The following is a 13,727-nucleotide window of genomic DNA, read 5'->3' as shown; positions in this document are numbered from 1 at the left end:
TGGGAGAGAACAACATGTGGGAAATACTAACAATTATCGGTACAATTGCTTTTGCTCTAAGTGGGGCAATTATTGCAATGGAAGAAGACTATGATCTTATGGGAGTCTACATTCTAGGGCTCGTAACAGCATTTGGGGGAGGGGCTATTCGTAACCTTTTGATCGGTGTTCCTGTTTCAGCTTTATGGGAGCAAGGCTCACTGTTTACAATTGCCATAATCGCAATGAGTATCGCATTTATCTTCCCTACTCTAGTACTTAATCAATGGGGAAAATTTGGTCATTTATTTGATGCCATTGGCCTCTCTGCTTTTGCCATTCAAGGAGCTTTATACGCAACAGAGATGGGTCATCCAATCTCTGCAGTTATTGTTGCAGCGGCTTTAACAGGGGCTGGGGTGGAATGGTTCGTGATATTTTAGCGGGGCGAAAACCACTCGTTCTACAGAAAGAAATATATCTAGGCTGGGCAATGTTAGCTGGAATTATCATTGGACTTAACTTACTATCCGGAACCATTGGACTTATTATACTCTTTATTGTCATCATTGTACTTCGAATGTGTTCTGTGCATTTTAGCTGGCAGCTCCCACGTAGAAAACTAATATCAACAAACGAAAGACCGAAAACAAAAGCAATTACAACAACAAACTAATATATTATCTAAATAAACAACCGAACGAATAATATTAGTTCGGTTGTTTTTTATTTAAAGAAACCAAAATTTGCTTAAGAACAAATTCAACGGATTTGAATGTTTCCATCTGTCTTTTCAAGCTTGTTTCTTTATAAAACGATTTAATTGCCACTATTTCTAGATTCTCCTCTGTTTGTTGTAATTGATTAGGATGTATATGCAGTGGCTTTTCAGTTCTAACAAATGCTTGTGCCAACGGCAACCATTGTTCACGAATATTTGCTACATGTTCTGCAAAAGGTTTAACCATTCCCCAAAAATCCACTTCAGCTTGTCCTTGTCTAGCTTTTAAATAATGGTTTTCGGCTTGTTGATTCAACTGGATTAACTCTTCTGTTAGTTTTTTTAATTCGGAACGGTTCACTTCAGTCATATTCAGCACCTCCGTTCCCTCATCTTAGCAAATCAACCGAGAAGTTAAAAGGAAAACATTTGCTTAAATGATCTCCACTTCTTTTTTGATTCGTTCCCACCAACGACCATCGGTAACTCTTGCTCCACCTGATATTCATTGTCCTGCATTCTTTCTTCCATTTGGATTATTCTCTCTTCTAAGCTCTTAATCATTTTCATCATCTCTTCAAGTTCTGTACGATGTTTTAATAATTGATAGCTAACCACTTCATCTGCCTTTTTAGATATTTTTTCGTCTAATTCTTCAATTCGGCTCATAACTTTCTCTAATTTCTCTTCATATAGATACGTTTCTACTTTCCTACCATCCTGTGCAATCTCTGCATGGTGTTGGTCATTTTGACCAACCTTAATCTCTCGCATTCTTTTCCCTTGCTGAAGTTGCTGCTGAACTTCTCTCATAATCGCCACATGCTCCTTTGTATAAAGGTAATGTCCGTGCTCATTCGTTTCACATTTTAAACCGAAGTATTTTGCCCACCTTTGGATTGTTGTCGGATTCACACCTAATTGTTCAGATACTTCCTTTGTTTTCAAAGTCCATTCCATAAAGCGTTCCCTCCTAAAATTCCTAGTTGTCAAAGTATTCTTTCCTTCTTTTAAAGAATCCTCCACTACTGACAAAACTAGAATCGTTTCGCCAAAGAAAGTGTCAATCCCCCATTGAATGAAGAAGGTGTTCGCTTTTTGACAAAACTTGTTAACATTTGCTGTTAATTGTGGTGTATGTCGAACATGTAGGACTCGCATACTAAAGTTGAAAGAATAGTAAAGGAGGCATTTATATTGGCTAAAAACAAAAAACAACAAAACAAATTGCAATCTCAAGAAAGAGCAAAGCAGCAAACCAATAAAGGTTATACAGGCGATAAAAAGCTTGGAGGACCAAACCGTCCTGCAGAATAAACATACTTTTTGATTGGTATATTCCAATCAACGTAAATTCTATAATAAATTGCTACAAGGTTGTCTTCTAAGGTCAGGAAATCGACCTTAGAAGACAACCTCTTTCATTTTTTTTAACCAAAACAATTCTACCCACTTCAGGTGTAACCATCTTGTTCTTTCAACTGGCTTAATTGTTTTTGTGTCAGCGAATAGCTTTTCAGTTCCAAAGAAAAATTCTGACCAATCATACCTGTCCTTCCAATGATGGGTAACTACCGGATACACTTCTCTTAATAAAGGACTTGTATTACTCGGCTTCCATTTCATGTACTGTTGATAATCATCCCTAGAGCCAGTTGGTGGTGTTTCAATGGTAAATTGAAGAATATCTTGATGAACAAATGGATGAAATAGTAATTGCTGCAACTGTTTCCCTAACCAAATTCTAGAAGTAACATTTTTAAAGTTTCTTACATAAAGCCCAAAAACTTGACCATTAACAGTAGGAAAGATCACATAACTCATGTGTGCATATTCTTCTAAATTATACAAAAGTGACGAAAATACTTTATCGCGATACAAAGGGTTTTTCATAACTGTTTGTTCAAGCATGTATTGTTCATTAATAATAAGTGCTGTACAAAGTCTCCTTTTATCTCTTTTATTTAAGAAATGCCTCCACTCTCTCTGCATGAAACGCGAAACTTGTAACTGCTCTAATAATTCAAACTCGGGTTTCCCCGTTTCTTTGGCTATTGCATACCAAAGTAGTTGTGGATAAGCATCAGCAAAAATGGTCCAGTTAGCTCGTTCATATGTATGAAATAATAAATTCCTAAAGTCTTTTTTTAATAAAACTTGAAACCATTCACTTTTTAAATCCGTCATATTCCAGCCAGCATTCCTAGAAACGATTCCAGCTAATAACGACCAGATTATTTCAGGATGATTTTTAAAAAATTGTTCATAAAATATGGTACGTGAAATATTATCGACATTGCCCTTTTCTGACTGGTTTACAATTTCTGTTTTTAATTTAGTTAGCAATGCAGAACCTCCTTCATTTTCAATACTTTTACATAAAATCTTATATCTAAAGATTACCTTCTTATGGTAAGATTAAATGATGGAATCTATCTTTACTGTCTTCATTTAGGAAGAGATCCATACATGGTTATTAAGTTTTGGAAAGGTTTGAAAGTGACATGGTCATACGTTACCCAAATGGGCGGCAATTCAAAGGTGAGCAACAAAAAAAACAAACTTCCTCTAAAGAATTAACTTATAGCAATCGGGGGATGACATTAGAGGAAGACTTAAATGTAACAAATCAGTACTATTTAGAAAAAAAGCAAGCCGTCATTCATAAAAAGCCTACTCCAGTACAAATTGTTCAAGTAGATTATCCAAAAAGAAGTGCTGCGGTCATTAAGGAAGCATATTTTAAACAAGCATCGACAACTGACTATAACGGTGTTTATCGAGGTCGTTATTTAGACTTTGAGGCGAAAGAAACGAAAAATAAAACCTCTTTTCCGTTACAAAATTTTCATGAACATCAAATTGAACATATGAAGCAAGTACTTTTACAAAACGGAATTGCCTTTGTAATTTTAAAGTTTGTTGTTACAGATCAAATTTTTTTACTTGATGCGACACATTTAATTCACTTTTATGATCAAAAAGACTCAAATCGAAAGTCCATTCGAAAAACAGATATTGAAAAATACGGATTTTTGATTAAAATAGGATATCATCCACGTATTGACTATTTGCAAGTGGTTGACTCAGTTTATTTTCCGGACGAGTTATAATCGCAAAAGGAAAGGAAGAAATACGATGTCAAATGAAATGAATAACACTAGACAAGGGCGTCGACAAGCACGACAAAGCAAAAACAAAAATAAAAAAACATCAAAAAAAGGTTTGTGGAAAAAAATATTTATTGCTTTTATTATTGCAGCTTTTGTTGCTGTATTAGCAGGAGGCATTACCTTTTTTGCTATGATTCAAGGAGCACCAGAACTAGATGAAGAAAAACTTACTCTTACTCAAGGTCTTCTCGTTCATGATCAAAATGACTCCTTTGTTTCACAACTTGAAACATCAGAGCGTCGAGTAAATGTAAGTATTCAGGATATTCCGCCAGTTGTTGAAGATGCCTTTATTGCTGTTGAGGATATTAGATTTCGCGAACATTTCGGAATAGATATTAGAAGACTATTTGGTGCCGTACGCGCTAATATCACAGGAGGATTCGGTGCTGAAGGAGCCAGTACGATTACTCAGCAACTAGTAAAAAACCTCTTCCTTAACGACGAAAAGAAATTAACTAGAAAAGTACAAGAACAATACTTAGCCATTAAACTTGAACAGCATTATTCTAAAGATCAGATTTTACAGATGTATTTAAACCAAATTTATTTGGGATCTGGTGTCTATGGTGTTGAGCTAGCTTCGCAAACGTATTTTAATAAATCTGTCCAAGATTTAACATTAGCTGATGCAGCTTTATTAGCGGGAATTCCGCGTCGCCCTAGTTTTTATGATCCGACTCAAAATCCAGAAGCTGCTGAAAGCAGAAGAAATCTTGTTCTCTCCCTAATGGAACAACATGGGAAAATTACAAGTGAAGAAGCTGCTGAAGCACAAGCTATACCTTTAGAAGAACAATTAGAATTAACAGAACGTGAGTCCTATCCTTACGAGGCTTTTTACAATCAAGTTCTATCAGAGCTTGAAGCTATGGAAGGCATAACGATTAGTGATATTTACAATGCAGGGTTAAAAGTATACACAACGCTTGATGTCGATGCGCAAGAACACGTTGAGAGAGTATTACAGTCAGAAGAATATGTTAATGTTTATCCAGATAAAGAAGATTTCACTGCTGCTGTTACTCTGTTAGATACGAAAACGGGTGAAATTAAAGCTTTAGGAAGCGGTCGTGAAGACACAGGTCATCAACGTGGCTATAACTTAGCTACTGATGAGCGCCGTCAGCCTGGGTCAACGATTAAGCCGATACTTGATTATGGTCCAGCTATAGAATACTTACAATGGTCGACTGCTCATCGCCTTGTCGATGAAGAACATACTTATAATGACACATCTCGTACACCTGTCAGAAACTTTGACCGTAGATATGATGGTCCAATGTCGATGCGTACTGCATTGGCTCGCTCTCGTAACGTTACCGCAATAAAGGCGTTACAAGAAGTTGGCGTTGACCGTGCTCAAGCTTTTGCAGAAGGGCTTGGCATACCAATTGAAGAACAACTTTTAGAAAATGAATCACAAATGCCTGAAGCTTATGGGCTTGGAGGTTTCGCTGACGGTGTGACCACGAAAGAATTAGCAGGTGCATATGCTGCATTCGGGAACAATGGGAATTACGTTGAACCTCACGCAGTTCGCCGTGTTGAATTTCCAGACGGTAGAATCATTAACTTACAACCAGAGTCAAAAGTCGCCATGAGTGATTATACAGCTTATATGATTACTGATATGTTAAAGACGGCTGTCACAAATGGTACAGGTGGCGTAGCAAACATTGCAGGTTTACCGATGGCAGGAAAGACTGGAACAACAAACTTTTCTCAAGATGAACGAACAAGACGCGGCATCCCTGAAGGTGGCGTACCAGATATTTGGTTCTCAGGTTACACAACAAACTACACGATTTCAGTATGGACTGGTTTTCTCCGCAACAAGGAAAATGAAAGTATTAATTACTTCCCTAGCGGTTCAAACGAACGTCAAGCAGCCCAACAAATCTTCAAAGCTATTATGCAAGAAGTATCCAACGGGGTGGAAACAGAAGATTTCACAATGCCAAATTCAGTTGTTCGTGTAGGAGTTGAGCGTTCAACCGGCCTACTACCAAGTGATTGGACACCACAAAGTGAGATTATTCAAGAATTGTTTGTTCGTGGAAATGAACCAACTCGAGTGTCTGAACAATTTGCTAAGCTAGATGCCCCAACTGGTTTAAATGCAAACTATCAAGAAGACTCAAATCAAATTGTTGTTACATGGAACTACCCTGAAGAACAACGCTCTAACGTCACCTTTGAAATTCAAATGGCTGTAGACGGTGGTAGTCCTCAAACACTTGATCGTCAAAAAGATATGCAATATGTATTTGGAAATCCACAGCCAGGTTCGACCTATGTCTTTACTGTCAGAGCTATATCAGATGACGATAGCTCGTTACGAAGTGACCCAGTTTCTGTTCAAGTGAAAATAGAAGAAGAAGAAGAAGAAGAACTTGAAGAGAATGTGGAAGAAGAGCCTGAACAGGAAGAGGATATCGAAGAAGAAGAAGTTATTCCAGATCCTCTTGATGAAGTCGAAGATGACGCTGATGAAGAAGAGCCTGCTGATGAAGAACCTACTTTTGAAGACCAAACAACTACAGAAGAAGAAGAGGTTGAAGAAGAGGAACAGTAAGCTTATCTTTTCTAGTTACAAAAATAAGGCCCGCATATGCGGGCCTCTTTTTGTTAAACTGATTGAAGTACGGTAATTTCTTCTTTTAAAGTAGCGATTTGTTTAGGATCTGTTAAAGCTTCAAAACGTTCTCTCTCTCGAATCAACCCTTTAGCTAAAGCTTCTTTTGCCTTTTCACTCGCTTCATTAAACCCTTTTTCTACTTCGACAAGTGTTTCTTTTTCCAAATTTCTTAATTCTTTGCTAGCCAGTTCTGTTCCTTTTTGGACAACATCGTCTTTTAATTTCTTAACATGACGTTCTTCAAAAAAAGCTTTTGCAGAATGGAAATATTTCTTGAATTCTTCTAACTCGAGGGAAATGAACTTTCTGCCTTTTGTTAAATCAAGCTCAAGCTTTTCTGCTCCATAAAATGCCGAAAAACCAGGAAACTCTTTTCTTATATCTTCTATCTGTTCTTTTATCCAATCTTGAATGGCATTTTCTAATGCTATTTCAATACGGACAAAGGTAGCCTGCACTTCTTGTTTAATAAAGTGCTCCCCTCACTTCTCCATTCTTTTAACGCCGTTAGTAATGCTTGCTGCTGTGCTTTCTTACTTGAACCAACAACAGTAGTCACATTTACAGCTTCAGAAAATTGATCTCCAAGAACAAAACGAACCCGATCTCGTAAATACAAGTAAAGTTGGATAACTTCTTGCCTACTATTCTGAAATGCAGTCATTGGCCTAGTCGCATCAATCTTCTCTTTCCACACCATGAGAGACTTTGTTAATTCATCAAGTTGCTGATTACGATTCACTTCTTCTCCTGTGGCATATTCTAACCCTTTTACAAGCAACGCCTTATATCTCTCAAATTCCTCAACAACTAATTCAAAGCTAAGACGCTTCAATTCTAAAATTGTTTTATCATAAAATGCTTTCTCAAAAGTTGAGAATAATTGATCACCTTGGCCTTGTTGCTGCTTGCCTTTTAGCCCCTGCTTACTTGATAGTGGGTATAATCGCGGTTCATTTATACCATTTAAAATTAATTGATCATAGACATGTTTTCTTACTCCGTTTAATTCAAATTCACTACTAGCTAAATCAGCTGCATTTAAAATAAAATACAATTTATCAGTCCTAAATCCTTCATTTACCTTTGCCATTTGCTGTAAAAACTGTTGATCCGCTTTTGAGAAAGCATGATTATAATAAGTCAAATAGAAAATAGCATCAGAATCTCTCAATTGTTTAAATGCAACGTTTGTATGCCTGCCGTGAATTGAATTAACCCCTGGTGTATCAACCAATATAATTCCTTGTTCAGTTAAAGGACAATCGTAAAATAACGTCACCTGATTAATTAAACAAGCATCATGTTCATTTGCTACGAACGGTTGTAATTCCTCTAAAGAAACTTGAAATGACGAACCTAATTCCCATCTTTCATCTGCGAGACTATGCTTTAATGTTGATAAATACGCTTGATACGTTTTTTGCCAACTTGTTGTAACTGTTGGGTCCTCTTTCCAAGAGGAAATTGTTTCTAAAGTCACACTCTGATCGAGCTGCTGTGCAACTGATTGTATTTCTTCAGACAATTGTTTTCTTGTCTTCACTTGAACAATAGCGCTCCGAGAAGGATGACCTTTCTCTGATCGTTTCACAATATTGACTGTTGCCGTTGTTGGATGTGGTGACACAGGCAAAACGGTTGAACCTAAAAGCGCATTAGCAAAACTTGACTTCCCAGCGCTGAACGCTCCAAATAAAGAAATAGTAAAAGTTTGATTCTTAAACCTTTTTACTCTTTCAGAAAGCATAGAACGTTCGTAGCTCATACGATCTTCAGATTGAAAACCCTCAAGTGCCGCTTCTACTTTTATTGCCCATTCATTTGCTTCCACTTGATTAAAATCGTCATTTCGACCGACTTCTTCTTGCTGCCAATTTGTATCAATAACCGTTTCTTCTGGCATTGTGATAGCAGCTAGTTGAGACGAAACATTCAAGCTCGGAACACCTTTGCCCATCGCTTCACCGATGACACGTTCATACGCACCAGCATCTTGATAATCATTTACGTGCTTTTGATATGCTTTTATCTTCTCATTGTAACGATCTTCAATGTTAGATAAGTGAATCACAAATGCATCTACTTCTTGTAACTGTTCTAATTGTTTTTCTATACTCTGCTGATTTTGTTCCCAATACTCTTCCATACCTTTGGTCATTAAATCAATAATAGAAGCTGCTTTTTGACGAAGAGTTCGAACCGCTGCTTGAGTTCTTTCTTTTGTAAATGTATAAACATACTCTCTGTTTTTAGGACCTGGTTTTACAGCATCCTTAAAAAAGGCTGCATCAATGGTTAGATGAAAGCGGTTGAGTTCTTGCTCTACTTGTTCACGGTTTGAAAGCAACGTATAATCATAAGCTTGGAACAATTTATGCAAGTGGAACTCTAACTGACTTTTTACTTTATCCTGTGTTTCTTCAATTAATTTATTTAAGCGTATTTCTTGTTCTTCTTCTGTTTTCTTCTTAGCAAATAGAAAACCTACTTTAAATCCAGGTTCAATACTTTCAAACCAACTTCTTACAAGTTCGGTTGTTGTATAAGGAAAAATGGTAATGTCTTTTACAAGTTTTTGCCATTCCCTTTCAAAATTCTCTTCAAAAAGACTTTTTGCATTAAGGGCTTGTTCGTATTCAACCGAAAGGATTTGCCTTTGTTCAAGTTGATTTTCAGAAAAGCCTTCTTGTTTCATCTGTTCTTTCACTTGCTCTAAATCATCTTCTTTATCCTCGATTAAGCGGTTGATCATACTTAAATAAAAGCCTTGCTGTAAACGTTGTTTGGCATATGGTAAAAGCTCTTTGCCACGAAATAGAATAGCTTTCATCTCATTTTCAAATAAAGACAGTTGATTTAAAGGATGATCCTTTACTTTCATACTTGTGTAACGGAGCTTCAAGATATTAATTCCCCAAGAAGCAAATGTAGCTCGAATAGATTGATCAAATTGCTCAAACGACAATTCACTCTCATCGTGCTTATCTACTTGATTAACGATTAAGTACAATGGTTTCTTTTCATCAGATAGTTGTTTTAAAAATAACAAATTTGTTTCCGATTGGACATGATTGTAGTCCATCACATAACAAATAAAGTCAGTTGTGTAAAGTGCTTCCAATGTGACCGCTTGATGCGTGGGGTCTGTCGAATCAACTCCAGGAGTATCGTATATTGTACTGTGGTCCCCTAAAAATGGTAAAGGTGCTTGAATGGTAATCGATGAAATATCACTTCCATTCATTCCCCATTCTCTAACCTGTTGCCAAGGAATCTCTCCTTGCCATGTTTTTTCATCGCCTTCTGTAGCATATACAGATAAACTTAATTCCCCATTTTTAATTCCAATAATGTTTGCACTTGTTGGGATTGGACTTGTAGGTAACATTTCTGCTCCTAAAAGATGATTTAAAATAGTTGACTTACCAGCAGAGAAGTGACCACAAAACGATACTTGAAAAGAATCCTCTTTATATTTTTCTTTAACTAACCTCTCACGTTCTACCTCTTGTTCAGTCTTATCAACCACATTTATTTCTTGCAATGCTATTGCTTTATTCATATTCCCACCCGCTTTTCTTTAGTTTCCTATGTATTCTGACTACTTATAAAAGGAAGAAGGCTGGGACATAACGAAAGGGTTTTATTGAAAATACGAACTATGACAATCTTAGCAGAGGAATTATAAGTAGATTCCTGCAGGATTAAAAGGCAAGGGTGAGACTCCACAGCGTTTTAGCACGAGGAGGCTCACCAGCCGCACCGGGAAAACGATGTGAATTTCCAGAGCGGATTCAATGTATCTATTTACGTTCGCATTTTCGTAATAAAAACTCTTTTTTCCCCAGCCTCTTTCCTTTTCTTATTTATCTTCCAATACTCTCTTCCTCGCGTATATCTTTTTGATTTCATTAAATAATGCATTTAATTGAATATATGCATGGTACTGGCTCGGAGAGGAAATGACGTAATGGATTCTCTCGTTACAATTAACAGGCTTGTAAGGTAATTCTTCTATTTTGAAGTCAATTTCGATTAACCCTGGAACCTTTTGATGATTTATCCAAAATAACAAATCAATAAAAACAGCTGACATTGTGATTATTAGTGTTCTCGCTTTTTTAGTATCACGTTCCTGATAATAAGCTTTGAGCTTAGGTTCTTCTTCTTCCCACCAATCAAGTAATTCCTGAATGATGTAATGGTTTGGTTCAACCCAGTAAGTTTGCTCCTCTGTAATATCATAATAAAAGGGATATAGATTCAAAATGTCTCTTAATGACTTACTTGAACTTGGTACATTGCTTATTGACTGTTGATAAAATGGATCTACTTGAAAAGATTTGGGCAAATCTGTCATTTTTTTACATTTGCTTTCATTCGTTTTTTCCCTTCGCGGCATTGATCTAATAATGGACATGCATTACATTGTGGCGACTGTGCTTTACAATGATATCGACCGAAAAAAATCAATTGATGATGCGAATCAGACCAGCGTTCTTTCGGAATTTTCTTCATTAGAGTCTCTTCTACTTGAAGGACACTGTCTTTCCAACGACAAATGCCTAGACGTTTTGAGACACGTTCAACATGTGTATCAACCGCAATAGCAGGTACACCAAACGCAACCGATGTGACTACATTTGCCGTTTTTCTTCCAACTCCAGCAAGTTTAACAAGCTCATCTCTTTCTTTAGGTACTTCTCCATTATAATTTTGTAGCAATGTTTCGCAAAGCTTTTTTATATTTTTTGCTTTGCTACGGAATAAACCAATGGAACGAATATCTTGCTCTAACTCTTCTAACGGAACAGCTAAATAATCTTCTGGCTCCTTGTATTTAGCAAATAAGTTAGGAGTCACCTTATTTACCAAGGCATCGGTACATTGAGCAGATAGTAGTACCGCAATAACTAATTCAAAAGGATTGGAATGAACTAGTTCACATTCCGCATTTGGGTACATTTCTGCAATAACATCTAGTGCTTCCATTGTCTGTTTCTTTGATAGCATAAACTCTCTCCCTTAACGATCTTACCTCTGATCAAGCCAGCTAAAAGTTGGATAGGATTCAGTCCGCGTTTTTTGTTGTGTTTGTTTTGATTGTGCCTGGTTGTATTTTCTAAACTTTTCTCCATGCGCTTTGGCTTGATCAATTGTTTTAATGCCATTTCGTTTCCATTCAAATAATATTCGATCAATATAACGAAAATTTAATTTCCCAGAAACTACCGCTTCACGTAATGCAGCGAGAATGAGTTCTGACGCATGTTGATCTTGGTCCAACCACATCGATAACGTTTCTGCTTCAATCGGGGATAAGGGCCTACAAAATTCTTCTTCAAACTTCTTATACAAACTTCCTTCATCGTTTTGCTTTTGTTGTTCTTGTACGGTAACTTGTTCCCCTTTTAATAGCTGGATCAACTTAGCCCATAATGGTTCAAGCGTGTAAAATTCAAATAACACTCCCTGCTCATCCCACTTTTTATCTAATGTCAAAAATCCTTTTCGAATGAGCCTTCCTAACATGTCAGCACATTCATTCATAGAAAGTGTCATTCTTTCACTTAATAACTCCGGCGTAGGAAAGCCATCGCCTTCATCTATACAAGATTGAATTTGCAATAAAGCAACTAATTCATATTCTATAAGACCTAATTGTTTATAATGCTTAAGCAGCAATGTAGGAATGGATAATTGTCTTTGTGTCGTCCATTTGATTAATAATTTCTGATCCATTAGCAAACACCTCTACTCTTTATTATAACATGTGATGCAAACATAAGTACTTCCTTTTCCTTACTGAAACAACGCAAAAAGGATGACTAAAAAAGGAAATTACCGACCTTTTTTTAATCATCCTAGAAATCCTCTTGCGCTTAAGGATATAAGCGATTTAACAGCCTTGGAAATGGAATCGTTTCACGGACATGTTCTACTCCAGAGATCCAAGCAACTGTCCGTTCAAGACCTAATCCAAAGCCAGAATGGGGCACAGATCCATATTTACGTAATTCCAAATACCACTGATAAGCATCCAGTGAAAGGTTATGGGATTCAATATTTTCCTTGAGCATTTCATAATTATGAATTCGCTCAGACCCACCAATAATTTCACCATACCCTTCTGGCGCAATCAAATCCGCACAAAGAACTACATCTTCACGGTTTGGATCTGGTTGCATATAAAATGGTTTTAAAGAAGTTGGGTAATGTGTAATGAACACAGGCATGTCATAATGCTCAGCAATTGCTGTTTCATGCGGCGCTCCAAAGTCATCTCCCCACGAAATATCATCGAAACCTTTTTCATGCAAAAACGCTAACGCATCATCATATGTAATTCTAGGGAATGGTGCTTTTATTTGTTCTAGCTTAGAAATATCTCTTCCAAGGACTTTAAGTTCTAATTGACAATTTTTTATAACTGATTGAACAATATATGAAACATACTGTTCTTGAATTTCAAGATTTTCATCAAATTCAACAAAAGCCATTTCTGGTTCAATCATCCAAAATTCGATCAGATGACGCCGTGTTTTCGATTTTTCAGCTCGGAATGTAGGACCAAAAGAGAACACTCTGCCTAAAGCCATTGCTGCTGCTTCCATGTAAAGCTGTCCACTTTGAGAGAGATAAGCATCTTCATCAAAATACTTTGTATGGAACAGTTCAGAAGTACCTTCAGGAGAACTTCCTGTTAAAATAGGTGGATCAATCTTAACAAAATCGTTTTCGTTGAAAAATTGATATGTTGCACGAATGATTTCATTTCTAATTTTCATTACGGCATGTTGACGCTTAGAACGAAGCCATAGATGACGATGATCCATTAAAAATTCAGTACCGTGTTCTTTCGGTGTAATTGGATAATCTGTTGCCTCATGGATCACTTCTATTTTTGTAATCGTTAGTTCATATCCTGAAGGTGCACGATCATCTGCCCGTACAACTCCTGATACATATAATGAACTTTCTTGTGTTATGTTTTTAGCTTGTTGGAAAATTCCCTCTCCTACCTCTGCCTTTACAACAACGCCCTGAATAAAGCCTGTTCCATCTCTAAGTTGTAAAAAAGCGATTTTACCACTTGAACGTTTACCTGCAATCCAGGCACCAATTGTGACTTCTCGTTCAACAAATTGACCTACTTTAGCTATAGTCGTTTTCACGTTTTTACCTCCATCAACTACTATGTATAACATCC

At 36.8% G+C, this 13,727-nt stretch carries 11 protein-coding genes and 1 pseudogene; 3 read left to right on the top strand and 9 right to left on the bottom strand.

From position 1 onward, the window contains the following. Nucleotides 1-14 precede the first annotated feature (14 nt). Nucleotides 15-655: pseudogene (locus BkAM31D_RS10355) on the top strand (trimeric intracellular cation channel family protein). A gap of 34 nt (nt 656-689) precedes the next feature. On the opposite strand, the gene BkAM31D_RS10350 reads toward BkAM31D_RS10355, so the two are convergent. The 3 genes from BkAM31D_RS10350 to BkAM31D_RS10340 all read right to left on the bottom strand — a co-directional run bounded on the left by BkAM31D_RS10350 (nt 690) and on the right by BkAM31D_RS10340 (nt 3,046). Then, nucleotides 690-1,070, bottom strand: coding sequence for a YppE family protein (locus tag BkAM31D_RS10350; protein WP_066151429.1), 381 nt, complete (start codon nt 1,068-1,070; stop codon nt 690-692). Between the two features lie 44 nt (nt 1,071-1,114). After that, complete coding sequence (gene racA / locus BkAM31D_RS10345) at nt 1,115-1,660, bottom strand: chromosome-anchoring protein RacA (RefSeq protein WP_066151431.1); 546 nt, start codon at nt 1,658-1,660, stop codon at nt 1,115-1,117. 444 nt (nt 1,661-2,104) lie between these two features. Next, nucleotides 2,105-3,046, bottom strand: coding sequence for a DUF2515 family protein (locus BkAM31D_RS10340; RefSeq protein ID WP_066151435.1), 942 nt, complete (start codon nt 3,044-3,046; stop codon nt 2,105-2,107). 158 nt (nt 3,047-3,204) lie between these two features. Here BkAM31D_RS10340 and recU point away from each other — a divergent pair, with 158 nt between their 5' ends. After that, on the top strand, nt 3,205-3,813 hold the full coding sequence (gene recU, locus BkAM31D_RS10335; RefSeq protein ID WP_066151437.1) for a Holliday junction resolvase RecU: 609 nt from the start codon (nt 3,205-3,207) through the stop codon (nt 3,811-3,813). A 25-nt stretch (nt 3,814-3,838) separates the two neighbouring features. Beyond that, on the top strand, nt 3,839-6,451 hold the full coding sequence (locus tag BkAM31D_RS10330; RefSeq protein ID WP_066151439.1) for a penicillin-binding protein 1A: 2,613 nt from the start codon (nt 3,839-3,841) through the stop codon (nt 6,449-6,451). A 53-nt stretch (nt 6,452-6,504) separates the two neighbouring features. Here BkAM31D_RS10330 and BkAM31D_RS10325 read toward each other — a convergent pair whose 3' ends face one another. From BkAM31D_RS10325 to asnS, 6 genes are all read right to left on the bottom strand, one after another. Next, on the bottom strand, nt 6,505-6,972 hold the full coding sequence (locus tag BkAM31D_RS10325; RefSeq protein WP_085449786.1) for a hypothetical protein: 468 nt from the start codon (nt 6,970-6,972) through the stop codon (nt 6,505-6,507). Then, nucleotides 6,942-10,079, bottom strand: a complete 3,138-nt coding sequence (locus BkAM31D_RS10320; protein ID WP_085449785.1) for a dynamin family protein — start codon at nt 10,077-10,079, stop codon at nt 6,942-6,944. Before BkAM31D_RS10320 ends, BkAM31D_RS10325 begins: the two co-directional genes overlap by 31 nt. A gap of 300 nt (nt 10,080-10,379) precedes the next feature. Further along, on the bottom strand, nt 10,380-10,877 hold the full coding sequence (locus BkAM31D_RS10315; RefSeq protein WP_066151442.1) for a YpoC family protein: 498 nt from the start codon (nt 10,875-10,877) through the stop codon (nt 10,380-10,382). Next, complete coding sequence (nth, locus tag BkAM31D_RS10310; protein ID WP_066151445.1) at nt 10,874-11,530, bottom strand: endonuclease III; 657 nt, start codon at nt 11,528-11,530, stop codon at nt 10,874-10,876. Before nth ends, BkAM31D_RS10315 begins: the two co-directional genes overlap by 4 nt. 21 nt (nt 11,531-11,551) lie before the next feature. Then, on the bottom strand, nt 11,552-12,259 hold the full coding sequence (locus BkAM31D_RS10305; protein ID WP_066151447.1) for a DnaD domain-containing protein: 708 nt from the start codon (nt 12,257-12,259) through the stop codon (nt 11,552-11,554). Nucleotides 12,260-12,399: 140 nt separating this feature from the next. Next, nucleotides 12,400-13,692, bottom strand: coding sequence for an asparagine--tRNA ligase (asnS, locus tag BkAM31D_RS10300; protein WP_066151449.1), 1,293 nt, complete (start codon nt 13,690-13,692; stop codon nt 12,400-12,402). Between the last annotated feature and the right edge of the window lie 35 nt (nt 13,693-13,727).

Origin of the sequence: Halalkalibacter krulwichiae (genome assembly GCF_002109385.1) — a bacterium.
Lineage (GTDB): Bacteria > Bacillota > Bacilli > Bacillales > Bacillaceae_D > Halalkalibacter > Halalkalibacter krulwichiae.
Note: the sequence above shows the minus strand (reverse complement) of the source record. Positions and strands in the feature narration are given on the sequence as shown.